The sequence below is a fragment of the Streptomyces sp. AHU1 genome (assembly GCF_045343905.1).
Taxonomy (GTDB): Bacteria; Actinomycetota; Actinomycetes; order Streptomycetales; family Streptomycetaceae; genus Streptomyces; species Streptomyces triticiradicis.
Genome location: NZ_CP174283.1, coordinates 8,908,199 through 8,933,664, shown reverse-complemented (window position 1 = coordinate 8,933,664; position 25,466 = coordinate 8,908,199). Strand labels below are relative to the sequence as shown.

Annotated in this window: 20 protein-coding genes and 2 pseudogenes; 11 read left to right on the top strand and 11 right to left on the bottom strand. The window is 69.7% G+C overall.

From position 1 onward, the window contains the following. Nucleotides 1–203 precede the first annotated feature (203 nt). The 3 genes and pseudogenes from ACICHK_RS39245 to ACICHK_RS39235 all read right to left on the bottom strand — a co-directional run bounded on the left by ACICHK_RS39245 (nt 204) and on the right by ACICHK_RS39235 (nt 3,482). Nucleotides 204–1,601, bottom strand: coding sequence for an FtsW/RodA/SpoVE family cell cycle protein (locus ACICHK_RS39245; RefSeq protein WP_406840727.1), 1,398 nt, complete (start codon nt 1,599–1,601; stop codon nt 204–206). A 408-nt stretch (nt 1,602–2,009) separates the two neighbouring features. Beyond that, nucleotides 2,010–2,397, bottom strand: a pseudogene (locus ACICHK_RS39240) (GNAT family N-acetyltransferase). A gap of 146 nt (nt 2,398–2,543) precedes the next feature. After that, nucleotides 2,544–3,482: a MerR family transcriptional regulator gene (locus ACICHK_RS39235; RefSeq protein WP_406840726.1), complete on the bottom strand. Its 939-nt coding sequence runs from the start codon at nt 3,480–3,482 to the stop codon at nt 2,544–2,546. Nucleotides 3,483–3,677: 195 nt separating this feature from the next. Here ACICHK_RS39235 and ACICHK_RS39230 point away from each other — a divergent pair, with 195 nt between their 5' ends. Continuing rightward, nucleotides 3,678–4,073, top strand: coding sequence for a hypothetical protein (locus ACICHK_RS39230; RefSeq protein ID WP_406840725.1), 396 nt, complete (start codon nt 3,678–3,680; stop codon nt 4,071–4,073). Here the strand turns inward: ACICHK_RS39230 and ACICHK_RS39225 are convergent. Next, nucleotides 4,030–4,844: pseudogene (locus tag ACICHK_RS39225) on the bottom strand (IS5 family transposase). The gene ACICHK_RS39230 and the pseudogene ACICHK_RS39225 sit on opposite strands and share 44 nt — an antisense overlap. A gap of 331 nt (nt 4,845–5,175) precedes the next feature. Here ACICHK_RS39225 and ACICHK_RS39220 point away from each other — a divergent pair. Next, entirely contained in the window at nt 5,176–5,388 is a 213-nt protein-coding gene (locus ACICHK_RS39220; RefSeq protein ID WP_406840724.1) for a hypothetical protein, read from the top strand. Here ACICHK_RS39220 and ACICHK_RS39215 read toward each other — a convergent pair. The 3 genes from ACICHK_RS39215 to ACICHK_RS39205 form a co-directional block, all read right to left on the bottom strand. Next, nucleotides 5,363–5,917 (bottom strand): DUF305 domain-containing protein, encoded by a 555-nt coding sequence (locus tag ACICHK_RS39215; RefSeq protein ID WP_406840723.1) that lies wholly within the window; start codon nt 5,915–5,917, stop codon nt 5,363–5,365. The genes ACICHK_RS39220 and ACICHK_RS39215 overlap by 26 nt on opposite strands. Continuing rightward, entirely contained in the window at nt 5,893–7,272 is a 1,380-nt protein-coding gene (locus ACICHK_RS39210) for a DUF1996 domain-containing protein (RefSeq protein ID WP_406840722.1), read from the bottom strand. Before ACICHK_RS39210 ends, ACICHK_RS39215 begins: the two co-directional genes overlap by 25 nt. 102 nt (nt 7,273–7,374) lie before the next feature. Next, the gene (locus ACICHK_RS39205; RefSeq protein WP_406840721.1) at nt 7,375–9,105 is read right to left on the bottom strand and encodes a discoidin domain-containing protein; all 1,731 of its coding nucleotides are present in this window, start codon (nt 9,103–9,105) and stop codon (nt 7,375–7,377) included. Between the two features lie 321 nt (nt 9,106–9,426). Between ACICHK_RS39205 and ACICHK_RS39200 the strand changes: the two genes are divergently transcribed. The 3 genes from ACICHK_RS39200 to ACICHK_RS39190 all read left to right on the top strand — a co-directional run bounded on the left by ACICHK_RS39200 (nt 9,427) and on the right by ACICHK_RS39190 (nt 11,296). Beyond that, a complete protein-coding gene (locus tag ACICHK_RS39200) occupies nt 9,427–10,419 on the top strand; it encodes a LacI family DNA-binding transcriptional regulator (protein WP_406840720.1) in 993 nt (330 codons plus the stop codon). A 209-nt stretch (nt 10,420–10,628) separates the two neighbouring features. After that, the gene (locus ACICHK_RS39195; RefSeq protein ID WP_406840719.1) at nt 10,629–10,865 is read left to right on the top strand and encodes a hypothetical protein; all 237 of its coding nucleotides are present in this window, start codon (nt 10,629–10,631) and stop codon (nt 10,863–10,865) included. Between the two features lie 5 nt (nt 10,866–10,870). Then, nucleotides 10,871–11,296 (top strand): transposase, encoded by a 426-nt coding sequence (locus ACICHK_RS39190; RefSeq protein ID WP_406840718.1) that lies wholly within the window; start codon nt 10,871–10,873, stop codon nt 11,294–11,296. 31 nt (nt 11,297–11,327) lie between these two features. On the opposite strand, the gene ACICHK_RS39185 is transcribed toward ACICHK_RS39190, so the two are convergent. Next, on the bottom strand, nt 11,328–11,915 hold the full coding sequence (locus tag ACICHK_RS39185) for a hypothetical protein (RefSeq protein ID WP_406840717.1): 588 nt from the start codon (nt 11,913–11,915) through the stop codon (nt 11,328–11,330). Between the two features lie 430 nt (nt 11,916–12,345). On the opposite strand from ACICHK_RS39185, the gene ACICHK_RS39180 reads away from it, so the two are divergent. The 3 genes from ACICHK_RS39180 to ACICHK_RS39170 all read left to right on the top strand — a co-directional run bounded on the left by ACICHK_RS39180 (nt 12,346) and on the right by ACICHK_RS39170 (nt 15,353). After that, complete coding sequence (locus ACICHK_RS39180) at nt 12,346–12,786, top strand: SMI1/KNR4 family protein (RefSeq protein WP_406840716.1); 441 nt, start codon at nt 12,346–12,348, stop codon at nt 12,784–12,786. 157 nt (nt 12,787–12,943) lie between these two features. After that, on the top strand, nt 12,944–13,807 hold the full coding sequence (locus tag ACICHK_RS39175) for a hypothetical protein (protein ID WP_406840715.1): 864 nt from the start codon (nt 12,944–12,946) through the stop codon (nt 13,805–13,807). Between the two features lie 472 nt (nt 13,808–14,279). Continuing rightward, nucleotides 14,280–15,353 carry an SMI1/KNR4 family protein gene (locus tag ACICHK_RS39170; protein WP_406840714.1) on the top strand — a complete coding sequence of 358 codons (1,074 nt, stop codon included), beginning with the start codon at nt 14,280–14,282 and terminating at the stop codon, nt 15,351–15,353. 107 nt (nt 15,354–15,460) lie between these two features. Here ACICHK_RS39170 and ACICHK_RS39165 read toward each other — a convergent pair whose 3' ends face one another. Continuing rightward, entirely contained in the window at nt 15,461–16,774 is a 1,314-nt protein-coding gene (locus ACICHK_RS39165; protein WP_406840713.1) for a DUF6348 family protein, read from the bottom strand. Between the two features lie 325 nt (nt 16,775–17,099). Between ACICHK_RS39165 and ACICHK_RS39160 the strand changes: the two genes are divergently transcribed. After that, nucleotides 17,100–20,603, top strand: a complete 3,504-nt coding sequence (locus tag ACICHK_RS39160) for an NB-ARC domain-containing protein (RefSeq protein ID WP_406840712.1) — start codon at nt 17,100–17,102, stop codon at nt 20,601–20,603. 10 nt (nt 20,604–20,613) lie between these two features. Here ACICHK_RS39160 and ACICHK_RS39155 read toward each other — a convergent pair whose 3' ends face one another. Both ACICHK_RS39155 and ACICHK_RS39150 read right to left on the bottom strand, forming a co-directional pair. Continuing rightward, nucleotides 20,614–22,089: a serine/threonine-protein kinase gene (locus tag ACICHK_RS39155; protein WP_406840711.1), complete on the bottom strand. Its 1,476-nt coding sequence runs from the start codon at nt 22,087–22,089 to the stop codon at nt 20,614–20,616. Nucleotides 22,090–22,934: 845 nt separating this feature from the next. Beyond that, complete coding sequence (locus tag ACICHK_RS39150) at nt 22,935–23,333, bottom strand: glyoxalase/bleomycin resistance/extradiol dioxygenase family protein (RefSeq protein ID WP_257857693.1); 399 nt, start codon at nt 23,331–23,333, stop codon at nt 22,935–22,937. A gap of 93 nt (nt 23,334–23,426) precedes the next feature. Here ACICHK_RS39150 and ACICHK_RS39145 point away from each other — a divergent pair, with 93 nt between their 5' ends. Next, nucleotides 23,427–24,437 carry a helix-turn-helix transcriptional regulator gene (locus ACICHK_RS39145; protein WP_406840710.1) on the top strand — a complete coding sequence of 337 codons (1,011 nt, stop codon included), beginning with the start codon at nt 23,427–23,429 and terminating at the stop codon, nt 24,435–24,437. A 102-nt stretch (nt 24,438–24,539) separates the two neighbouring features. Further along, complete coding sequence (locus ACICHK_RS39140) at nt 24,540–25,181, top strand: hypothetical protein (protein ID WP_406840709.1); 642 nt, start codon at nt 24,540–24,542, stop codon at nt 25,179–25,181. Nucleotides 25,182–25,466: the final 285 nt, after the last annotated feature.

Below are 25,466 nucleotides of genomic sequence, written 5' to 3'. Positions count from 1 at the left end.
GCGGTCCTCGTCCGGCAGGACGTGCCCCCGCGTGACCGTCGCTCGGATCGAATATGCATTCGAATTGCTGTCTGCACTCAGACTAGGCGCCCCAGGAGTAACAATCCACCCTTTTTCGCAAGAAAAATACAGGAAAGGTGGGAATGTCGGCATCGGGGCGTATAATGCCCCCGCACACATGCGGGTATCGGACGCCTCCGGTCTCAGTCGGCGTCGGGGTGGGAGGCGGGGGCCGGGCGGCGTGCGGCGTCGCTGATGCGCAGCAGGATGCCGACGAGTGCCCAGTTGGCGATGACGGAGGAACCGCCGTACGCCAGGAAGGGCATCGTCATGCCGGACAGCGGGATGAGGCCCATGACACCGCCGGCCACGACGAACACCTGGATGGCGAATGCGCTGGACAGGCCGACCGCGAGCAGTTTTCCGAAGGGGTCGCGGACGGCGAGCGCGGTGCGGATGCCGCGCTCGACGATCAGTCCGTACAGCAGCAGGATCGCCATCACACCGGCCAGGCCGAGCTCCTCGCCGAAGGTGGCGAAGACGAAGTCGGAGTCGGCGGCGAACCCGATGAGGTCGGAGTGGCCCTGGCCGAGTCCGGTGCCGAGGACTCCGCCGGAACCGAACGCCATCAGCGACTGTGCGATCTGGTCGCTCTGCGCCATGACCTTGTCCGAGAAGGGATGCAGCCAGGCATCGACGCGCTGCTGAACGTGCGGCTCGAAGGAGGCCACACCGACCGCGCCGGCCGACGACATCAGCAGACCGAAAACGATCCAGCTGGTCCGTTCGGTGGCGACGTACAGGACGACGACGAACATTCCGAAGAACAGCAGCGACGTACCGAGATCAGTCTCGAAGACCAGGACGAGCAGGCTCATCCCCCACACAGCGATGATCGGGCCGAGGTCGCGGCCACGCGGCAGGTACAGACCCATGAAACGGTGGCTGGCCAGCGCCAGTGCGTCACGCTTCACCATCAGGTAGCCGGAGAAGAAGACAGCAATGACGATCTTCGCGAATTCGCCGGGCTGGATGGTGAAGGCGCCGAGGCTTATCCAGATCTTGGCGCCGTTGACGGCCGGGAAGAACACCGGCGCGATGAGCAGCATGAGCGCGACGACCATGGAGATGTACGTGTAGCGCTGCAGGATCCGGTGGTCCTTCAGGAACACGATGATCACGGCGAAGAACGCGATGCCGAGTGCCGAGTACAGCAGTTGCTTGGGGGTGTCCGGACTGAACCCCCCGAACAACATCTCGGCACGCCGCTGAAGCCTCGGTGACTGGTCCAGCCGCCAGATGACCACCAGACCGAGCCCGTTCAGCAGCGTGGCCAGCGGAAGTAACAGCGGGTCGGCATGTGGCGCGAACTTCCGTACGACGAGATGGCCGACGCCGGCAAGCAGACCGAGTCCGAGGCCGTAGCCCAGCAGACCGGACGGTACCGAACCGTTGATGGCCAGGCCCACATTGGCATAGGCGAACAGCGGGATCACCACGGCGAACACCAGCAACGCGAGCTCGGTGTTGCGGCGGCCCGTGGTGTCCACGGAGCCGGTGGTGGACGTGTGGCGCGTCGGCGTATTGGTTGTACTGCTCATCGCGTGAAAGGGCCTCTCAAGGTAGCTACCTCGTGTCGCACAGCGAGATGACCTTCTGCTCGTCCATTGAGAAGCCCGGGCCAGAGCCAGGGGCCGGAGTTGCGGTCGTGGCGGGTACGTCGAGGGAGGACATCATGATCGCTTCCGGTGGCGTTGATGCTGTAGATGCCAGAAAGGTACGAGTGGTTCCCTAGGTCAGCGATGGTCCAGTGGCGTGCCCCTTGAGGAGGTACGCCCACTGGCGGGCGTTCAGCTCGGGTTGCTTGCCTTTTCGGCTTCCCCCAGGCCCTGCCTACGGCCATGCGCCTCCCGGTGCGCATACGCAGGAGGTCCAACTTCGAACTCGACGAAAGCGGCCGGGATGTTGAAGAACTCCAGCCGTCACGGAATGTCACAGATCAGCGGATCTCAGGCACTCGTACGCCGTATGTGCAGGTGGCCATCGCGGGGAAGGAGGGCGGTGCCGCGGGCAGGACGGTGTCGAAGTCGTAGCGGCTCTTCTGTGCAACCCGGCACGATGCCAGGTTGTCCACCTGGTGCAGGAGTTCGAGGCGCTCCAGCCCGTCGGCTTCGAAGGTCTCGAAGGCCCAACTGGTGAGTGCCTCCAGAACGCGGGAGGCCACTCCCCGCCCGCGACTCAAGGACGGCAGAGCCGAACCGGTCCCCCGCTGCCCAGCCCTGCTGCTGAGCCTGCACCCAGCGTGTCCCCCTCGGCATCGTTGTCCACGACAGAGCCCGCCCACCGGCGCAGTGTGGGATCCCGACTCACCTCGATCAATGCGGCAACGTCCTCCATGCGCCAGGGGCGAAGAACGAGAGCGGGAGAGACCGGCGCCGCGGCCACCTGAAGTACGACCGGGGCACTCATCAACCGATCGTACGCGGCGGCGTTTTCACCCTACGCGTGCCGTGTCCGCCCCATGCCGCCTTGCGACCGCCCCGTCATTGCTGTGTCCGGGCGCGCAGAGCCTGGACGGACCAATCGAACACCGGGGCCAGACTCTCCGGGGCCGGCCAGCCGTTGACCACTGCGAGCAACTGGAGGTACCGCTCCCTGCGTGGGTCGTTCACGCTCTCCAGCCGAGTCGCCAGCCGACGGCGAAGCTCGACGTCGTCGGGGCGGCCGAGGAGGTGCGCGTAGTGCGCCGTGAACTCCGCGACGATCGGATCGGCCTGGGGTGAGGCCGGGTCGATACCTGCGGTCAGGGCCGGGCCGGCCTGGTCACGGACGGCTGCGGTGATGTCGCGGCGCGGGACCGTCATGTCGCTTCGGGTCTGCTCGGCTGCCTGGTCCTCGGCCATCCGCCGCACGACGGCGCGGAAACCCGGGTCCATGGCCAGTTCGGCCAGCTCCACCCACGCCTGGACCTGCTCCGCCTCCGGGTTGTCGGGCAACTCGGGGGTCATCGAGCGCATGACCCCCGCGAATGCGGGGTCGGTATCGAGACCGCCGAAGGCGGCGTCGAGGAAATCGCCGATCAGACGTCGGCGTTCGTCCTCGGAGAGCCTGGCCAGCTTGTGCATCAAATCCGTCTCCTCAGGTGTGGACCCGCGCTCGGCCACCGTCGTCAGCACCGCGTGCCGCAGGCGCAGGACGCGGATCTGCACTGCCAGTGCTTCGGCGTGCGCCGCGGCGACCTCGGGAAGCGAGAGCTCCCGGTCCACGACCCTGCGGATCGTGGGAAGGTCCAGTCCCAGCTCGCGCAGGGTCCGTACGAGGTCCAGGCGTGCGACGGCGTCGATGCCGTAGAGGCGGTAGCCGGCCGGGCTGCGGTCCGTCGGCGCCACGATTCCGCGATCGGAGTAGAACCGGATGGTCTTGACCGTCAGGCCGGTCCGTCGAGCAAGTTCGCCGATCGGATAAAGCGTGTCGCCGTCCATGTCCCCACCTTTGTGTCTCCCCCTACTGGAGACTCAAGGCCATTCACCTGCCAGCAGGCAACCACTCCTCATCCACAAGCCTTGACAATTCCTCTGCCATGGAAGGCATAAGCGCGCTTGGCCCTAGGCCTGTCCGATGAGTCGTGCGAGCTGGTCAGGGCCGTGGCCTAGTGTTCGCTGTACGAAGGGGGTCGCATGTCGCGCGATACAGCCGAAGCAGAGACGGGGATGAAGGGGATCACGTTTCCTGCCTGGCGTGGAAAGCACTACGTGACCCTGGCTGAGCTACTGGTTCGCCTCGGCAGCTTCGGCCTGGACCTGACGTGGCGTGTGGAGTTCGACGAGATCGTCGACCCTCGCTGTGTCGAGATGGAGAGGCTGTCTGCCGGCGAGGGTATGGACACGTTGACGCTGTTGTCGTTGACGACTCCCTTCCTCCAGTTGATCGACGCCGAAGCACGTGGGTTCGCCCAGGACGAACTGGTGGTCGTCCTGACCGAATTCGACAGCTCCTTGTGGGACGTCAGGGCTGTCGACGAGCGCGTACTCAGCGAACTTCGCCACCACTACCCGGGTGCGCAGGACCTCTGAAACGGGCGCTTCGCACCGGGCGGATCCATAGGCGGATCGCGGCCACCGCGACCGTCCCATGGAAGACGTATGCCCGCTTGTCGAAGCGCGTGGCGATGGCCCGGAAGTTCTTGAGCCAATTGATGGTCCGCTCCACTTCGTTGCGGCGGCGGTAGACCATCTTGTCGAACCTGGCAGGTCGGCCGCCTTGGCTGCCGCGGCGCCGGCGGTTGGCCCGCTGGTCTCTCGGCTCGAAGATCGTGTGTTTGATGCGGCGTCTGCGCAGGTGAAGCCGGTTGCGGCGTGACGCGTATGCCTTATCGCCCCCGACGTGGTCGGGCCGGGTGCGCGGTCGTCCACCAGCCTGCCGGGGCACACGGATCTCTTCCAGGACGGGAATCATCTGTGGTGCGTCTCCCCACTGGCCGGGCGTGACGACAAAACCGAGCGGGCGACGCCCACCTCCTCCAGCGAGGTGGATCTTGCAGGTGAGCCCGCCTCGCGAGCGTCCCAGGGCCTCATCGGAGCGGTGACGCCCTGGTCTCCTTCGCCGGCCCGGGATCTTCGGGGCACAAGTGGAGGCGCCGGCCACCTTCGATGACGGTCGTGAACCGTCTTCCAACTGCCGAAGCGGGACGGCAGGTCCCGCCAGAGGAGACCGGTCCGCTGCCGGAACAGAATCCCGTTGATCACACGACGGTGGCATTGCCAGCGTCCGCCCCGCCCGCGATTCGTAGGCAGGTGCGGCTCCGGCCGAGCCCACTCTTCATCTGAAAGATCTCCCCGCCCCACGTCCCCAGAACGAGTTCCCAGTGGGAGCGTCACACGACTCAGCGGACGGGGACCACGGTCGGCACGCACTACAGCGCGCCTACAAGGTCCCCTTTGGATGGGGTGACGGGTTCTGAGCACCAAGGCCCGTACCAGCGGGCAATTCGACGAACGGTGTCGACCCGGTAGGGAGTACTCACGGTACGCCGATGAGCTGACAACCCACGCAGGTGGCGCACCTGAGTGCACGGGCGGGCCGGGCTGGTGGACGCCGCGCGGGACGTGATCGAGCCGGAATCGGTGTTTGCTGCCGGCGGCCTCATCCGCGCGGCCGGGCCCGTACAGGCGGCCGATGACCGTCGAGGCCGTCGTGAGTCACGTCGAGGCCCTCGGCCGCACCCTGGGCGGAACGGTGGACGGTGCGCTGCTGGAGTGTGCCCGCGCCGTCCACCGTGCCTCCATGGCCGACTACCTCGCCCGGCGCGGCGACCTCGCCGCTGCCGGAGCCGGAGAGCCGGCCAGTCTCTTTCACGAGGCCGTCACCGGAGGGCGTCGAGCCGGGTGATCTGCCGGGCCACGCTCCTTTCGATGACGGCGGCGAGGTCCTTCGCCCGCTCGGCGCTCCCTGACATGCGTTCACTCGCGCACAGCGTGCGGACCTGGACCAGATGGGCCCGCAGACTCTCGGTGAAGAGGCGGTCGAAGCTCTCCCCCGTCGCCGTCCTCGCCCTGCGCACCGTGTCGAGCGTGACCATGCCCGGCATGTTGTGCCCCTCGTGGGGGCGGGTGTCGGGAACACCCGAGACCTCCAACAGCTCACGCAGGTCGACGAGTTCGTCCTTCGATCTCCTTCCCGCCTCCTCGGCCCAGCCGGCCAGGGCCGGGCGACCGGCGCGGGCGGGCGCCAAGTCGATGAGCAGCGAGGCCCGTTCGTCCATGGGGATCATCAACTGGATCCATGCCGTGTCGGTGTCGTTGAAGGCGGCGGGCGCGGGCCTGTCGGTCGGCGGCTGCGGGGTGCAGCCGACGACCGACAGGCCCAGGAGCAGGGCGGCCGCCGTCCGCCGGGTCAGAACGTTCCGGCGGAGTTGCACTTGGCGCTCTGCACGATGCAGTCCTTCACGCGCTGCCCGAGGGCCGCGGTGTCCCAGGCGTTGAAGAAGTCGCCGTGGATGGACGAGGCCATGCCCGACGCCAGGCTGAACCCGTCGGCGCTCCCACTGGTCGGGTAGCTGATGACGAACGACACCGAGGGGATGGCGACCGGGTAGGCGCCGCTGCACTTGCCGTCGTAGGTGAAGGCGATGTGCGACTTGTGGTCCGGGCTGTCGAGGTGCTGGCCGTCCCAGCAGTCCGGGAAGACCAGCTGGTACACCAGCTTGGCGGTGGGGGCGCACAGCGGCCAGTTGCCGTCGGCGCTGCGGCCGGTCTCGCCGCCGGGTCCGGCGCACCAGAACTGGTTGGGCGAGCCGGCCGGGGTGGCCACCTGCGACTTGGCGTTGCCCGCGATCATGCGGAAGCCCTGCGGGAAGGGCACGGTCGCCGTGGGGTCGGGCAGCCGCGACCCGTAGTAGACGATCATCCCGTCGGGTTCGACCGCCTTGCCGCGCTCGTAGAGCGTGGGGATCCAGTACGCCGAGAGGTCCTTGGCGGGTGTGCAGGTCGTGCCCGTGTTGCCCAGCAGGCTCTGGGTGGTGGTGAACGCGTCGGTGCTCTTGTTGCCGAAGAAGCTGTGCATGTGGGACGCGCCGGGCAGGCCCGGGGCGACGATCGGGTCGTCCGGCTTGGAGTGGCTGTAGGTGCAGGTGGCGTTGAACTCGGGGACGCGCACCGCGTTGGCGGGCACCGGCGCCGGGGTCATCGCCCGGAACTGGGTCAGCTGGGCCTGCCACTTGGTCTGGTCAACGTCGACCCAGCCCGGCGCGGCCTCGTCGCCGCCGGTGACGAACGAGAACCAGTTGATGTTGACGAAGTCGCCGGGCGTGGTGCTGCGCAGCACCGCGAACACGGTCTGGGCGCCGGTCGGGTGGGTGGTGACGTCGGCGCTGCGCGTCGCCCAGGTCTGCCAGCCCCCGGTGGGGCCTGTCTGGATCACGGCGAGCAGGGGGCCGGTCAGGGAACCGGTGCGCAGTTCGACGGACCCGCTGCCCGTGGCGGCGGCGATGCGCGCCGACACCGTCAGGCGGCCGGCGGGCCCGAGGTCGACCTGGTCGAAGCGCATCCAGTCTCCGTCGGCGAGGTAGGCGGCGTTCTGCCCGCCGCCCATGTCGGCGGTCGTCTCCAGGACGACGCCGGACTGCGCCGCGTAGGACTCGGCCTGGACGGTGACGGTGGCGGCCCGCGCTGCGGGGGCGCCGAGGGTGATGCCGAGGGCGGCGGCCAGGGCGATCGCCAGGGCACCGGCCAACACGGGATAGAGGTGTAAGAGGTGCAAGGGGTGTCTGCGCATGTCACTTCCTCATCGGAGGGTGTGGGGCGTGGTGCGGCTGCGGTCCGGCCCGGAACCGAGGTGTCCGGGCCCGACCTGACAAGGGGGCCGGTGCCGGCCGCGCTACTGGTACACGCGCACGTAGTCGACGAGCATCCGGGACGGGAACGGCGTCGACGCGTCGGTCGGGCCGGGCCAGTCGCCGCCGACCGCAAGGTTGAGGATCATGTAGTGCGGGTGGTCGAAGATCCAGGGTCCGCGCGTGCGCTCCACCTGGTCCTTGTCCAGGGTGAACACGGTGCGCCCGTCGAGGCTGAAGACGATGCCCTTGCTGTTCCAGTCGGCGGCCCAGGTGTGGAAGTCGTCCGAGAAGTCGGCGCCCGAGGGCAGCCGGTACGGCGAGCCGATCCCGTTGCCACCGTTGTAGGCAGGGGCGTGCACGGTCGAGTAGGCCGTCTTCACGTCCTTGCCGAGGACCTCCATGATGTCGACCTCGCCGTTGTACGGCCACGGACGGCCGGTGAGGAAGTCGGCGCCCATCATCCAGAAGGCGGGCCACAGCCCGTTGCCCTTGGGCACCTTGATGCGGGCCTCGACGCGTCCGTAGGTGAACTGGAAGGTGGCGCCGGTGTTCATGCGGGCCGAGGTGTACTGGCAGGTGGTGCTGCCGGTCAGCGGGTCGGGCGGGCAGGCCCGGCCGGGGCTGGCCTCCTTGCGGGCCTCCATGACGAGATGGCCTCCGCCGTCGAGCGCGGCGTTCTGGTGGTCGGTGTAGTACTGCAGCTCGCCGTTCTGGCCGGTGCCGGGGTCGGCGCGCCACTTCGCCGGGTCGGGCTTGCCGCCGGCGGCCCCGTCGAAGTCGTCGCTCCACACCAGCCGCGGCGGCTGCGCCGGGTCCGGTGGCAGCGGCGGCGCCGGGACGGGGGCGCCTCCGGTGCCGTACACCTGGAACTCCCAGAGGGAGTAGCCGTAAGGGGTGGCGCGTTCGGTGCCGTACATGCGGACATGGCGCCCCGTGCCGGAGACGGACAGGGTCTGTTTGAAGCCGGTGCCGGACGTGGTCGAGTAGATCGGCGTCCAGTCGGTGCCGTTGGGCGAGACCTGTATCTGGAAGGACTTGGCGTAGGCGGGGTCCCACTGCAGGACGACCTTGGTGATCTGCGCGGTCGCGCCCAGGTCGACGGAGATCCAGCCGGGGTCGGTCCAGCCGGTGGTGGAGCTGGTCGCCCACCGGGAGGCCGGGTCGCGGTCGAAGGCCCGGGCCGGGGTGCACTCCCAGCAGTTGCCGTCGCTCTGCGACGAGGAGGCCGTGCCGGTCTTCCCGTACGACAGCAGGGTGTCCCCGCCACCGCCGCCGGGGTCGCCGCCGGTGCCGGCCGTGCCGTACACCTGGAACTCCCAGAGGGAGAAGCCGTATTGAGTGCCGCGCTGGGTGCCGTACATGCGGACGTAGCGGCCGGTGCCCATGAGGGTCAGGTTCTGGGTGCCGCCGGTGCCGTCCGCCGTCTCGTGGACGGTGGACCAGGTCTCGGCGTCGTCCGACACCTGGATGCGAAAGGCCTTGCCGTAGGCGGCCTCCCACTGGAGGGTGACACGGCTGATCCGGGCCGGGGCCCCGAGGTCGACCCTGATCCACTGCGGGTCGGAGAAGGCGCTGGACCAGCGCGTCGCCGGGTTGCCGTCGACGGCTCCCGGCGCGGTGAACGGGTCCTCGGTGCTCGACGCGACCACGGGCCGGCCCTGCGACAGCAGGGTCTCGGCGGCGTGGGCGCGGGGCGCGGGCAGGCTGACGAGGGTGAGCAGGACGGCCGCGACCAGGGCGGGTAAGCCGATGCGGCGGAGCAGGGGATGCACGGGCGACTCCTCAGTGGGGGAAAGGGTGAGGGAGCGCTCCCTGAGGGGTGAGAATGGGCCGGTGTCGGTGGCCTGTCAAGGCTTTCGGCAACAGGCCCGTAACACCCCCGACGCACGTGCTGCGTATCAGGGAACGGTTCCTGAGATCCACTGCGGCGGTGCGCGCGGCGCCGGCCGACCGGCGCCGGAGGCCGGCCGGTTGAGGCGAGGGACCGTCAACCAGGTGCGCGGGAGGCGTCGTTGACAGGCGGATCGGGCCGAGGTCATCCTGGGGGAAACGCTCCCTGGACTCGACGACCGGGCACCGGTGATCGGAAGGCGATGAAACGACCCACGCTCACGGTGGTCGCCGCCCGGGCCGGCGTGTCCAAGTCGAGCGTCTCCCGGGTCATCAACGGGGAGACCACCGTCGCGCCGGAGATCCGGGACGTCGTCATGCAGGCGGTGCGGGAACTCGGCTACGTGCCGAACGCCGCCGCCCGCAACCTGGTCACCCGCCGCACGGACGCCGTGGCCGTGGTCGTGTCCGACCCGCCCAAGGGCGTGGTGTCCGACGACCCGCTGTTCTCCACCGTGGTGCGCACCGTCAGCCGGGAGTTGGAGGCCGTCGGCAGACGCGTGGTGCTGATCCTCGCCGAGTCCGACGAGAGCCGGGCCCGGGTGGAGCGCTACGTGGCGGGGGGCCACGTGGACGGCGTGATGCTCGTGGCGCTGCACGGCGCCGATCCCCTGCCGGCCGCGCTCGCCCGCATGGGCCTGCCCGTCGCGTCCTTCAACCGCACCGCCGCGACGGACGTCCCGTACGTGGCGCTGGACAACGCGGGCGGTGCGGAGCTGGCCGTACGGCACCTGCTGGAGCGGGGCAGACGCCGGATCGCCACGATCACCGGGCCGCTGGACCTGTACGAGTCCCGCGAACGGCTCGAGGGGTACCGCGCGACCCTGCGGGACACCGGCCGCCGCTCGATCGTCGCGCTGGGCGACTTCACGCGGGTGTCGGGCGCGGAGGCCATGCGGCAGCTCCTGGAGGACGACCCGGACGTCGACGCGGTGTTCGCGGCCAACGACCTCATGGCCATCGGGGCGCTGCGCACCCTGCACCAGGCGGGCCGCCGGGTCCCCGACGACGTGGCCGTGGTCGGGTTCGACGACATCGAGGCCGCCGCCTACACCACTCCCGCGCTCACCTCGGTGCGCAGTTCCATGGCCGACCAGGCCACCGCGACGGTGCGCCTGCTGCTGGCGCTCATCGAGGGCGGCCCCAGGAAGCCGGTGATCACGCCGAACGAACTCGTGGTCCGCGAGTCCAGCTGAACGGAGGGCCCGGGCCCGTTTCCCCGCGCCTTCCCCCGGCCCCGCCCGCACACGAGGTCGCGCTCCGGACGCGGGCGGCCGGCGCCGTGCTCCGGTGAGCACGGCGCCGGGCCGGGCGTGCACCCGCCTCGCGGAACGTCCGTGCGTGGCGGTGCGCTTCGCGGCGCCGGTGCGGGTCGAAAGCGAGGCTGAGCGCATTTGAGCTGCCGTTGGTCCTCAAGGCCGGCTCCGTGGTGTCGCTGCCGCTCATCGGGGTGGAGGTGCCCAACCGGACAGGCCGGCAGCTTCGGGTCTCCCTGCACCTGGGCACCGGCCGCATCATCCGGGCCGACGTCCACGACGCCGACGCCCTGCAGCCCCCGCGAATCGGCCTAGATGAGCACACCGGCGGCTGGTCCTTGCACATCGGCCCGCCCGCGTATGCGTCGACGAATTCGGACCGCTGAACCTGATGTCCCGCAAGGGCAAGGCGTGGGGGTCGGTGAGGCGTCCGCGCAGGCTGCGGGCCACCTACGACCGCTACGACGGTGTGCGACAGATGCTCGCCGCCCTCGACCTGGCCACCGGCAAGCTGTACGTGGTGCTGGACAACTTCTCCCCGCACAAGCACGCCAAGGTCCGCACCTGGGCGACCGACAACAACAACGAGCTGGTCTTCCTGCCCACTTACGGATCCTGGTTGAACTGGCTCGAGGCCGAGTTCGCGGCCCTGCGCTACTTCGCCCTCAACGGCACCGACCACCGCAGCCACGACGAGCAGAACGCCGCCATCGCCGCCTACGCGCGCCGGCGCAACACTCACGCGAAACCGAAGACCAGCTTCGCCCCCGACTCACCGATCCGATCATGGACCGACTACCCGGCCAAGGCTGCGTAAAAGGACCTCGGTGAGCCAACCGGCACACGGATCACCGGACCTTGGGAGACCTCCGCCCGCTGCCGAAAGCGATGCTCGAACAGGGCTTGACGATCACCGGACAGAAGTTCCACAGTTCCATCCCGGCCGTGATCAGTTCCAGTGCCGCACCTTGCTCCTCGGGAGTCCATGCGGCGCACTCGCCTCCGAACAGCCTCTCGTATGCGCTGTTATGCACCGCGCTCTGCGAGGGCAGCCGATGGACCTCACCAAGTCCTCGGGCCAGATCCTCGAAGAAGTTCCACGCATCCAGCACCGCACCCGAGGGGACGCGCCGGCGTGCCGGGTTCTCCAGCCAATGCTCGACACGGTTGAGCTCCAGGATGTCGGCCTCCGGACAGGCCAGCCTCCGCCCCCGTCGGCTCACGTACAACCGCGCCTGCCGAACGGTCGTGAACACCGGCACCCGGCAGTGATCGACTTCCGGCAACGTCAGCACCTGATCAGGCTCGTCGTTCTCGCCACCGATCCACAAGACCACCGCGCTGCGGCCGAGCCCGCGCACCCGATAGGCATAGAGACTCTCGCGCCTACCTCGGCGCCCGGCCGCAAACACCTCTGCCGCCTCGATCTTTGTCACGCCTTCACACTGGCACGAACCGCGAGAACGTCGTGGACCTTTTCTACAGCGACCTCCCGGATCAGAAGTTCCGGAAGGTCCCGCTACCTGGTCAACGGTTCAATCCGAGCCACTAGCTGGCTGTATCCGGGCCCTTGCGTCCGAGAGACGGCCTTGGTGTTATGGGTGGTTGTGGTCAGCCACGTCGATCAGGCGCGAGTAGAGATCGAGCGTTCGGAGCGCCGAGCTTCAGGCTCCCCCAGACCGGCGGGGGGTCGGGATGCCGAGGGCGACGGGTGTCCGTTGGGCGGGCCGTAAGGCCGGCCGCGGTTCCCGATTTTCAGTCCTGCGCTTGTCGAAGTGCTCCTCGGACTCCGCCTACTCCTCCGGCTCGGACCTCTGACTGGTGTGGCCGTCTGCCCGTTCGGCCGGTCTGGCTAAGCTCCCGACCATGTGGAGACGAGCAGTACTCGAAGTCTTTCCCGCAGCAGGGATTCGGGAGCCCGTTCGCGCATCGGCGCTTGCCGAGGCCGAGGAGCGACTCGGGCGAAGTCTGCCGGCGGAGCTCAAGCAGTTGCTTCTGGAGAGCGACGGCGTGCTCGGCCGCACTCACGTCGACACCGTCTGGACTCTCGACCAGATCGTCGAGCGGAACCTCCTCTTCTGGACTGACGAATCCTTCGCTCAGCTCTATATGTCGTTCGATGCCTTCCTGTTCTTCGGGGACAACGGGGGCGGCGATCAGTTCGCCTTCGTCCAGAAGCCCGAGCGCGCGGACGTGTTCGTCTGGGAGCACGAAAGCGACAGCCGCCGATGGGTGGCCAGGGACCTCCAGGACTACCTCGGTCGTTCGCTGCGCACTGGCGGAGACGACTGGTACCGGCAGTGGTAAAGGGTTTGTCACCAGGTCCGACGTCGGCGAGGATCACTGCATGACGACCAGAAAGGGCCATGCCGTCTAGGCGCCCCGCTCCGCTCTCCAGCGCTCGCGCGCCACCGGTCACCACCGCCCCCGATGTCCGCGACCACGCACCCAGGAGAGCCCGCCCGTGCAGAGGACCGCCCTTACCCCCTACGCCCGCCTGCCCCGCGCGCACTGCAACCGTCACGTCCTGACCAGTACCGTCGACGTCTTCGGCGCCGCCCACTGGCTGCTCGCCGACCGGGCACCGGAGCCCGGCGGTGTCCGGCCTTTTGACGCGCTGGTCGTCTCCGTCCACCCCTACGGCCACGTCGAACTCACCGAGCTGAACACTGTGCGGGCCCGGTGGCCGCACCTCGACCGCCTGCCGGAGGGCGGATTCATCGTCGCCGCGCCCCGCGCCCGCCGGCACGAGGCCGCGGACCAGGTCCAGGTCTTCGACGAATTCGGCCGCGAAACCACATCCTTCTCCGTCGGGGACGCTCTCGAGCACATGCTCGTGGACGAGGCCGGCCACCTCTGGGTCGGACACTTCGACGAGAACCCGGAAGGCATCAAGCGTTGGAGCGCCACGGGTCGGCGCACCTGGACCTCCGACGGCGCCCGCATACCCGGACTCTTCGACTGCTACGCGCTGAACGTGTCCGGCACCGTCGCCTGGGCCTGCCCATACACAGACTTCCCACTCGTCGAGATCCGCCCCGACCGGCCCGACCGACCCGTGAAGGTGTGGACGAACACCATACGGGGCGCCAACGCGGTGGCCGTTCACGGCAAGCAGGTCGCCTTCTACGGCGGCTACGGCGAAGAACAGGACCGACTCGCCCACGGAGAACTCACCGAGACCTCCGTCGAGCCGACGGAGGTCGGCCTGCTCACCCTGCCCGATGGCACTCCCCCGGGCCGTCGACGGGTCGTCGGCCGGGGCAGCAGAATCTACGTCCAGGCCGAACCGTTCACCACATGGGACGTCTTCGACCTCAATGGGTGACACTCAGTCACCCGAAAAAACGCCCCCGCCGCGGCAAGCTGCCTCGAACCGGTGACTTCGCGGACAGAAACACAGCAGCACCGCGCCACAGCACGAGTACCGCACGTGCAGGACCGATCCGGGCCGGCCCTGTCCTCATTCCCGGCCCCCACCACCCTCGCCTCTGCGCTGCCATCGTTGAACGCCTCGCGGCCGCCCGCACCCGAGCCGAACAACAGTCTCTGGGCTGAGGGGTCCGACCGAAGAGGCGGGAAGGTCAGGACCGCACGGTCCGGAACTCGAGATACCGGCTGAAGGCTTCGTGGCTGTCGGGGGTGAGCGCCACTCCAATAGAGCCGAGTGAAGCTCCGACTCGGTCAGAAGCCGTTGTCTTTCCGAGAGTTGTGGGCGCGTTCCCGCTGGTCAGGTACAGGACCGGCGCTTCGGCGGCAGAGACGAGGTGTCGTGTCGTCTTTGCGGTGGAGGTGTTGGGATGCCGTCCGTGATGGGGCTGCTGGAGGAGCGCGAGCATGCCGCTCGGCAGCGGGTGGAAGCTCTTCAGACCGAGCTTCGGGAGGCGGAGGCCGCGTGGGAGCGGTTCATGATCACCCGGGAGACGATCGGACTGGTGCCGGCTGAGTCCTGCGGAGGCCATGAGGTGCCGCCGGTCGTAGCGGCAGGCGAGCCGTCGACGCAGACCGCCGCAGCTGTGCCTGGCTCGGTGGTGCCGGTGTGGAGGGACGGGCTCGAGGACAGTGCGTTGGCGCCGGACTACCGACGGCTCGTGGATGTCCTTGCCGGTGGGAGCGAGCCGGGCGGGGAGGCGATGGACTGTCGGCAACTCGCCGTGGCGCTCGGCCTGGAGACGGTTCCGGCAAAGGTCGAGGGGTGCGGTCGAAGGCGAAGCGCCTGGTCGCGTGGGGCCGGCCGGCCGAGGAACGTCCGGGGATGTTCAGCGCGGTCGCCAGGTGAGTCAGCGCCCCATAGGCTGCTGGGGCGGATGTACCGGCCAGGACATCCGAAACCTGGTGGAAGAGGCCCAGCGGTGGCAACGCTTTCAGAGATCCGCTCCCTGTTGGGCGAACCCCGATTTAACTGGTCGGATGCGGTGCCATGGGCCGAAATGGAGCGGGAGTTCGGTATCGAATTCCCTGCGGACTTCCGTGAGATCGTGAACGCCTACGGTTCGATCCAGATCAACGGGCAGTTGTACCTGGAGCACCCCGCCGGCCATCTTCTGCACAGCTTGGGAGAGACCATCAGAGGGGATCTCGAGATGTGGCGGGAGGAGGACATGGCAGAGTTTCTGCCCAGTCCGGTTGGGTCGAACCCCGGTGAGTTGATGCCGGTGGCGTCGGCCACGACGGGTGAATGGGTTTTCCTTCGCGTTCCAGACGGGTCCTCGTCGCCCTGGAGCGTCCTGGTTCAGGAGCTTGACAGCCCGGCCTGGACTCTCCATGAGATGACGTTCAGCGACTGGTTGCTGGCTTATCTCAGGGGCGAGGACGTGACGGTGTGTTCTCGCAACTTCACGCCTGACCGTCCGTTCTACGAACCCCTGTCCTAAATTGAACGCGGTGGAATCAGCGTGGTCGCCGGGCGAGCCGGCGACTCATGACCATGCTCATTTGGGTCGAGCCCCCTGCCCTCGGGTCCGCTTCCCCTGTCGGCCCCTCAGTTCGACGGCGAGCGGGGGAAGCGGTCGCCGAGGACGAACGCGGCAGGCCAGGTCTCGCTCAGTACCTTGCCGAGCAGGGGGTCGCTGGACTCCAGAACCTCGCTGCGGCGGATCGAGCCGTCCTCGTTGATCCGTTGGCCGCCGAGGACGACGGGGGCGCGCAGGACGTCCTCGCCCCAGGGGCCGATGGCATTGCACAGCAGGCCCTCGAAGCGATGACCGGCCAGGTCGTCGTTGTGGACCCGCTGCACGAAGTCGTCGATCACAGCCGCCTGGAGGTAGACCCAGGCGAGGTAGACCACCGTGCGTCCGTCGTCCAGACGGATCGGGAGGCGGACCTTGAGGAAGTTGCCGACGCCCTCCGCGATGATGATCGCGCCCGTGTCCGACTTCACGCGGCGCTCGCGCTCCTCCTCCGAGAGCTCGGCGACCAGGTGAGGCAGGGCGAGGTCGAACCCGGGGTGCTCCGGGTCGAGGTGGCCCCCGCAGTCACAGGCGCAGGCGGCGCCGTGGCTGTGGGCGTCGGTTCGCACGGAGGCAGGAGCGAGATCGAGCCGGGCCGTCCGGTAGCTCGGCCGGCCGCCGCCCGCCGGTACGGGAAGCAGCAGCGCGTAGAACCGTACTGTCGTGAACGTCGTCGGCTCGGGCAGTCCGAGCGCCGCCATCGCCGCCGATGCGGCCTCGTGGCGCTCACCGTTGACGCGGACCTCGGCCTGCATGGCGCCAGGGCTGCCGCCGTAGAAGACCTTGACGCCGTTGAAGAAGGGGGACTCCAGGTCCGCGGTGAACGAGTCCGCGATCCGGTGCAGCACGTTCGCTTCCAGCAGCGCGCCCTGAAGTCGCCGGTTCTCGTCGACGTCGCGTCCGAGGCCGACCGCGCCCGACGTGATCACGTGCCGGCCGGGCACGCCGCGTTCGTCGTCGGGGCCCGCGTGGTCCGCGAAGTGTTCGCGGCGGTCGAGGAGTTCCAGCAGGCAGGCTCCTGCCGTCTGCACCCACGTGTTCGCCGCGTCCTGTGGATCGGCGGACATCGACACGACGCAGTCCATGAAGCACGGCACGTCCGGCTGGAGACCGACGTCCGGCAGCGCGACGAGGTCGTAGTGGTGGCCGCCCCCGTGGTGCGGCGGGGCCACGGCCACGGCCCATCCCCGTGGGCTGATCAACGAGTTCCCCTTGAGCTGGGCGTCCTGCGTCACGCCGGGCGCGAACTCTTCGAGCCCGGCCCTCACCAGTGCGAGGAACTCCAGGTCGGGCAGCCGGTTCGCCGGTGGCTCCTCTTTGCGCGTACGACGTCGTATCCAGGACATCCGTGGATGGTACTGAGCCCGGTCGGCCGAGCAGCGTTCGGGCTCGGGGCTCCGGGGGTGCCGGGCGCTCGGACCGGGCCTCGAAGTGTTCGCGGCCCGGCTGCGGGGCACAGGGCCGACGGAGGTCTGGACGCCGCCGGACAAGGCTGGTGAACCCGGTCGTCCACGGCCCGGACCGTGCGGCCGGCGAGACTCCTTCCTTCAAGTCCCTTGAGGCGCAGACGGATTGCCGATCCCTGGTGGGTTTGTGTTCCATGTTCCGGTTCGGTGTCGGGCGGGCCGAGGCGCTGGCAGTCGGCGTGTGCAGCGGCAAGGATCACTCGTCATGAGAGACGGGGGTCGGCGGCTGGGGCAGGCCATGGTCGCCGTGAGCGCTGCCGCCGCGGTGTGGCTGTTGGCGACGGCGGTCCGCGGGGGCTGGGACGCCGCGGATCCGGTCGCGAGTGTCATGGGCGGCGCCGCCGGCATCGTCGCGCTGATGGTGTCGTTGGGGTTCGCCTCCGGTGTCGCGGGGACGGCGGGCGACCCACCGCCTCCGCCGGCACCGGCCGTTCCCGCCTGGGTCGTCGACCGGGACGAGATGGAGGCGGTCGTCACCGCGGTCTGCGGGCGGGCGGGAGTCCGCGGATGGTTCGGCCGTCGGCACACGCGCGGACACGGTGGCGCACCCGTCGGCATCACGACCGGGTTGCACGGGGCGGGCGGATTCGGCAAGACGACGCTGGCGCACATGGTCTGTGCCCATCCGAAGGTCCGCAGGGCCTTCCGCGGCCGCGTCTACGTCGTCACCGTGGGGCGCGATGTGCGCGGCCGGGCCGCGATCGCCGCGAAGGTGGCCGAGGCGACGCGGTTCATCACGGGTGACACCCTCGAATCCGGTGAGGATCCCGGCCGGGCGGGTGACCATCTCGGCCGTCTCCTGGCCATGCGTCCGCGCACGCTCCTGGTGATCGACGACGTCTGGGAGCCGGAGCAGCTGGAGCCGTTCCTCCGCGGGGCCCAGGAACGCTGCGTACGCCTGGTGACGACCCGTAGGCCCGCCGTCCTGCCGCCGGACGCGATACGGGCCGTCGTGGACCGCATGTCGTTCGGGCAGGCGCGGGCGGTGCTGACCCGTGAACTGACTCCCGCCCTGCCGGAGCCGTTGGCGACCGCCCTGGTCAAGGCGACGGGACGGTGGGCCCTGTTGCTCCGGCTGGTCAACCAGCTGATCACGGTGCAGGCGGCCACGGGCGTAGAGCCCACCATCGCCGCGCAAGCGATCCTCGACCGGCTGCGCGCTCTCGGACCGGCCGGCGCCGACCCCGAACCGCCCCTGGACCTGGACGATCCCGTCCGACGGAACACCGCCGTGCGGGCGAGCATCCAGGCGGCCACCGAACTGCTGCCCGGAGACGGCGCCCGCCGATTCTCCGAGCTCGGGATCTTCGCCGAGGACGAGGCCGTACCGTTGGCACTGGTCGCGATGTTGTGGCGGACCACCGGCGGCCTCGGCGAACCCGAGACCCGTCGACTGTGCATGCACATGGCCGATCTGTCCCTCCTCGCCGTCGATCCCTCCGCCGACGGCGGTGCCGTCACCCTCCACGACGTCGTACGCGACTACTTGCGCGTCGAACTCGGGGCCGACGTGACCACGGTGAACTCGGCGCTGGTCGACGCGATCGCGGCGGAGCTCCCGTCCGCCGGTGCCGGCGCCGCACGGCCCTCGTGGTGGCGGACGACCGACGGCTACCTGCAGGACCACCTCGTCGAGCACCTGTTGGACGCCGGCCGCGCGGCGGAAGCCGAGTCGCTGGCCGGTGACGCGCGGTGGATACAGGTCCGGCTTCGCCGACGCGGCCCCACGGCCCCCTGGCGCGACCTCGACCGCGTCGCCAGTCCGGCGGCCCGGGCACTGGCCGGCGACCTGGCCCGCGCCGCGCACCTCCTCTCGCCCACGGACCCGCCCCACGCCCTCGACTCGATCCTCCGCAGCCGGCTGGCCGCCCTGGGGCTCGGCGACGACCGGCCGACCGCCACGGCGCATCCCGCCCTGACCAACCGGTGGCTGCCCCCCGACCTGCCCGACCGCTCCCTGCTGCGCGCCCTCACCGGCAGCTCCGGCGAGGTGCGGGCGGTCGCCTTCAGCCCCGACGGGACGGTGCTGGCCACCGTCGGGGACGACCGGCGCGTACGCCTGTGGAACCCGGCGACCGGCGTGGCCCTGCGCACCCTCACCGGGCACGGGGGAAGGATCAAGGCGGTGGCCTTCAGCCCCGACGGCGCCCTGCTCGCCACCGCCGACGACAACCGCGTACGCGTGTGGAATTCCGCCACCGGTGCGACCCTGCGGACGCTGAAAGGCCACGAGGGGCACGCGAACGCCGTGGCCTTCAGCCCCGACGGGAGCCTGCTCGCGGGTGTCGCGGAGGACGGACACGTACGAGCCTGGGATCCGAGGACCGGAACCGCCTTGCGTCGCCTGACCGACCACGTCGGAGGCCTCCGGGCTCTGGTCTTCCATCCGGACGGCACCCTGCTCGCCACCGCCGACGACGACGGCTGGGTACGGATCTGGGACCCCGCCACCGGCACCGTGGTGCGGTCCCTCAACGATCAGATCGGCGGCAGGGCACTGGCCTTCAGCCCCGACGGAAGGCTCCTCGCGACCGCGGGCGAGGACCGGCGCGTGCGGCTCTGGAATCCGGCCACCGGTGCGGCCGCACAGGTCCTCCCGGCACACGAGGGGTACGTGAACGGGATGTCCTTCAGCCCCGACGGAGCGCTGCTGGCCACCGCGGGGTACGACAGGGCCGTACGCATATGGAACCCGGGCACCGGTGCCGCGGTACGGACCCTGACCGGTCACGAGGGCGGTGTGAACACCCTGGCGTTCAGCCCCGACGGAACGCTCCTCGCCATCGCCGGCCACGACCGGGCGGTACGGCTCCGGGACCCGGCGACCACTCTGCCCACCGACGACGCGGTGGGCACACGGGTACTGGCCGTCGCGGCGGGCCCGCGCCTCGTCACGGCGGACGACGACGGGTGCGTACGCGTCTGGGACGCGTCCACGGGCAGGCCCCTGCGCATCCTCACCGAGTACATCCGAGGTGTTCGGACCGTGGCCCTCGATCCGGACGGAACGCTCCTCGCCACGGTCGGGGAGGACGGCCAGATGTGGGTTCTGGACCCGGAGACCGGCATGCCCGTCCGGGCCTTCGGCGACGACGGCAGCGTCCGGGGCGTACGGGCCGCGGCGTTCAGCGCGGACGGCGGGGTGCTGGCCACGGCCGACGGCGAAGGACTGCTGCACCTGTGGGACGTCGCGGACGGCCGGGTCGGGAGAACCCTGACAAGCACCCTGCAAGGAGTGCGCCTGCTGGCCTTCAACGCGGACCGGAGCATGCTCGCGGCCGCCGGCGACCAGGAGACCGTCCACCTCTGGAACCTGGACACGGGCATCGCGACGCACGCCCTGCGCCATGACGGCGCGCAGACCGTACGGGCGGTCGCCTTCAGCGCCGACGGGAGCCTGGTCGCAACGGCGGGAGACGACGGAACCGTACGCCAGTGGAACCCGGCTTCGGGCACCGTTCGGCACACCCTCACCGGCCACGAAGGCTCCGTCGGCGCGGTGGCGTTCAGCGGTCCGCGGCTGGCGTCGTGCGGCGAGGACGGCAAGGTCCAGGTCTGGGACCCGGTCAGTGGGTCAGTGGTGACCCTGATGCGCACGGACAGCCCTTTGCGGTGCTGCGGTTGGAGCCCGGACGGCCGGACCCTCTTCGCCGGCGGCCGGGGCGGTCTGTTCGGCTACGACTTCCACCCTGGCCTGATGAGCCGCTGAATCGAAGAGGTCATTCATCCTCGGGAGTTGTGCCGCCGGACCCCTGCGAATTGCCGTCTTCTCCTTTGTCGCCGCCTTGTCGGGCCTTACGTACCTGCCCGGGCGGCTCCTTGGGGGCCTTCTTGCCGCGCTTCCCGGCAACGTCCGGCCCGACTCCCTTCGCCGCACCAGCCCTGTCGTCGTTCGGAGTCGGCACCGCACCGGTGGCCGGAGCACGGGCCGGGCTGCCGACAGGCGTACTGCGACCCGGTGCGGAGTCGCGCCGGGGACGGGCAGAGGCCGAGTGTGCGTCGGCCGGCGCCGCCGCCGGTGCGTGACTGTCGTCGTCTCGTACCGACGCCTTCGGGGAGTCGGAGGGGGCGGGCCGGTCGTCGGCCGACGCCGCCCGATCACCACCGGAGCTGTGAGCGGAGGATCCCTCGGTGACGGCGAAGGCGGCGATTGCCGCGGCCAGCGCGGCTGCCGCTCCGACCGCCCGCAAGCGGCTCCGGACGGGCGCGGTGCGCGCAGCAGCCCGAGGAACGGACCGCTGGGCGGGTCGCTCACTGCCGGACAGCGGCATGTTGTGCGTGTTGTCACGGGCATCCGTGGCCGCCTGCGGTGCGACGACAACGCTCGTGGCGCGGGCGGCCGGTGCCGTGGGATCCGCCGCGGCCGGCTCAGCCGCCAGGAGGGCCAGCGCATGGGCGCAGTCACGCGCCGTGGGCCGGGTTCCGGCGTCCAGGGCCGTCATCGGCTGCAGCAGGGCTGCGAGTGTCCGGGGCACGAAGTCGGGGACGCCGGGTCGGCGGTGCAGGCGTGCGATCGCGGCTTCCAGGGGGCCGCCGTCGTACTCGAGCCGGCCGGTGAGGCATTCGAGGAGGACCAGGCCGAGGGCGTAGACGTCCGCGGGCCGGCCGACGGGCTCGCCGAGGACCTGCTCGGGGGACAGATAGGCCGCCGTTCCGACAAGGGTGCCCGTGACCGTGCGGGTCGTGGTGTCCAGCAGTCGTGAGATGCCGAAGTCGGTCAGGTGGGGGTCGCCCGAGTCGTCCAGGATGATGTTGGACGGCTTCACGTCGCGGTGGACCACTCCTGCCTCGTGCGCGTGGGCCAGGGCGTCGGCCAGGCCGGCTCCGAGCGTGGCGGTGGTCTTCCACGGCAGGGGGCCTTCGGCTATGCGGGTCTTCAGGGTGGGGCCCTCGATGAGCTGCATGACGAGGTAGGCGTCACCGTCGTGCCGTCCGGCGTCGTAGGCGGTCACCAGGCCCTGGTGCTGCAGCCGGGCCAGGAGCACCGCTTCGCTGCGGTAATCCTCCTCCGTGTCGAAGCCGGTACCGGCCCGGAAGATCTTCACGGCCACCGGCCGCCGCAGCCGCAGATCGAACCCGCGGTGGACATCCGCGGCACCACCGGAGCCGATCAGCCCGTCGAGGCGATAGCGACCTGTCAGAACCCGCGCACTGCCTTTGGAGGCCAGAGCGAAACCCGACTCGACGAACCCCACCTCGAACCTCCCTGATCCTTCGACCACGACCGACGACACCCGCCGACGCGATGACCAGACCCGCGTACCCAGCGGGCACGCCCCTATCCCCCGTCGCCTGCGGCGGTGGGCAGGACCTCGCGTCGCTCCACGCCCGGAAGGCAGAGGTACGAGGGTCGTCCGCCGGGCGCTGTGAGCTGTTCCCGTCCGGTAGGCGTCGGTGAGCTTCTCTGTCGCCGCGAGGATCTGGTCGTCTTCCTGGGTGGCCGACACGAGGGCGAACCGCACGTAGTCGCCGATGTCGGTGTCCTGGGGGCGGCTGGTGCGTGAAGATCCGCAGGCGTGGTGTCAGGGCGGGCAGGGTCCGGTCCGTCGGGAAGACGGCGGCGAGGCGACCGCGGTGACGGCCTTCTCATCGTCCGGGGCCTCGGTGCGGGCGAGCCGGAAGTGGTCGTCGAGCGCCGAATGCGGGTACGTGTATCCGCCCTTGCCGGTGCCGGGACCGGTGCGTTCGGAGGCGCGGGCGGACTCGGTGCCGACGCCGCAGCGCCTCCACCCGGTCGGCGATGTCCTCGGGGGTGCGGGCGGGACTGGTGGCGGGGCGGGAGGAGTGGTCGAGCAGTCCGTTCTCGCCGTGCGCGCCAGTGGGCGTACCACTTCGCCGGGCAACGGTGGGAGATCCCGGATCCCGCAGCGACGTACGCGATCGGACGTCCGGCGCCGCCCCGCAGACACAAGCGCAGACGTCCTTCGGGGGGCAGCGGTGCGTTCCGATGTCCCCTGCCGGTGGCGCTCCTGGACCCGGCGGCCGCGTTCACCGGGAGCCCTGGGATCTCAGGGCTCCCGGTGAGCGGCTGTGCGTGGCGTCAGCGTGCGAACTTCTCGATGGCCGCCGGGGTGACGGGGGTGAAGAAGTTGACGAGGTTGCCGTCGGGGTCGCGGAACAGCAGCGACCGGTTGCCCCAGGGCATCGTGGTGGGCTCGGTGACGAAGTCGGTGACGAAGCCGGTCAGGTTCTGGTGAACGCGGTCCACGTCGTCGACGAGGAACTCGGTGATCACGCTGTGGTTGTCCGCCGGGCGGGCGGAGCCCGGGGCGAACAGCGGGACGGTGCGGGTGCCGGCGATCGCGAGGGTGGCGCCCGCGGTCCGGAGTTCGGCGAAGTCCTCGGTGGCCCACGTCGCCCGCGCCCCTGTGGCTCGCTCGTAGAAGTCGACGAGGCGTGCGACGTCGCTGGTGATGATGCGGATCGAGACGAAGTCCATGGGAATCTCCTTGGCTGTGCTGGAGGCGTGCTCGTCGCAGGCTAGGAGAAATAGTGGACAGAATCGGTCCTGTATTCGCGTTAGGCTGCCGACATGCCTCGACCCACCGGCCGCGTGCTGACACTCCTGGAGCTGCTGCAGTCGGGCGGCACCCGGACGGTGGCCGAACTCGCCGACCGGCTCGGCGTCGAAGGGCGCACCGTGCGCCGGTACGTGGACCAACTGCTCGACCTCGACGTGCCCGTGGAATCGGTGCGCGGCCGCTACGGCGGGTACCGGCTGGCTCCCGGGTACCGCTTGCCTCCGCTCATGCTCAGCGACGACGAGGCGCTGGCCGTGCTGCTCGGCCTGGTCGCGGGCCGCCGAGCAGGGCTGACGACGACGCAGCGCACGGCGAGCGAGACGGCGTCGGCGAAGATCCGGCGAGTGCTGCCCAAGCACATCGCCCGCCGGCTCGACACACTCCTGGAAGCCCTCGCCTTCACGGATCAGCCCGGCGAGTTCGACACCCCGGACGCCGGGGTCCTGCTCACGATCGCCGATGCGGTGCGCCACCACCGACCGGTCTCGATCCGCTACACCGACCGTGACGGACGGCGCAGCGAACGCACACTGCACGCGTACGGGATCGTCGCCCATGCGGGCCGGTGGTACGTCACGGGCGAGGACGCCCGGATCGGCGAGGACCGAACCTTCCGGCTCGATCGCATCGCAGACGCGCGGACCCTGCCCGGCTCGTTCGAAGCGCCGGTGGGTCCCGGTCCGGAACAGCGCGTGTTGTCAGGGTTCGCCACGGCCGAGTACCGGCATGAGGTGACCTTGCGGATCCACGGGACGGTCGAGCAGATCCGCGCCCGCCTTCCGGCCGGCGTCGCGAGCCTGGAGGAGCACGAGTCCGCGGCCGACGAGGACCGCGCGACCGAGCGCTGGCTGCGCGTCGAGCTGCGGGCGGAGCGGCTCGACTGGTTGCCCCCGGTACTCGCCTCACTCGACCGGCCGTTCGTCATCGAGCGCCCCGATGAACTCCGCGACCTCGTCGTCGCGCTCGCCGATCGCCTCACGTCCTGCGCCGCCGAGCCCGACCGCGAGAAACCGATGCCATGAGATGGCACAGCTGGTGCTCTGACCGCATACCCTCGCCGGGTTGGACGGGTGGGGGCCAATAATGTCAGCTGCCTGGCCGAGGCATCCGCCTATGCTCGGCTCGTGCAGCCGCTTTCCGACCACAGCAATCCGTTGATCAAGGCGTTCCCAGCCGAGCTTGCAAGCGATGCCGGGGCAGTCCTGGCGGTGATGCCTGATTCTCGGCTCCAGCCGCATGCCTCGTTCTCGGTCGCTGTGGAGGGCCGGCAGGTTTTGATCCCCGAGCGCCTCTACAACGACGAGCCGCCAACTGACAGGGTGGCGTCGCTTTCGTCGCGCCAACAACAGCTTCTGCACTGCCTGTACTCAAGGCACTGCGACGGCATGGTCAGGCAGCGCCACCTGGAGAAAATCGTTGGTTGCACGGACCCATGGGTCGTCCCCTTCGTCGTGCAGCTGGTCGGCGAGTACGTCTTGGAGATCCTGGTCGTCATCTGCGATGAGCTCCGTGATCTCGCCACTCCCGGCACCTGCAGCCACCTCGCCTACGGGCAGTTCCTCGTGGACAACCCTGCTTTCTTCGCGCGCACTCAACGGCGGGTCGTGAGCTACTGGAACTGCTACTACCGGGGCACCTACGCGAGTTTTCGGGGCTACCCGGGATGCACGATTCTCGGCCTCCTACAGTCCGCTGCCTCCGACAGAGCAGGACATCCCTGGCCCGACCTCACTCCAGCCGGCGCCCGGGTGGACGGCTACTGCTAGGACCCGGCCGGGCAAAGTCGCCGGGCTGGTCAAACGGCATCGGCGAGGGGGCGTCCGCCCCAACGGATGCCCTCTCGCTGCGAATACGAGCGCGCTCGCGGCGCCGGGCTGCGAGCACGCCGGGGTGACGGGCATTCGCATTGCGCCAGCGCAGAAACGATGGATCCACGTACGCCCCCATACGCAACCCCAGCTCCTCCGGAGAGATGCCACGCGCAAAGACCATGCCGTGCTGCCAGTCATCCTGCTCTACAAGCCACTGAATGCCGCCACGTATGACGCCCA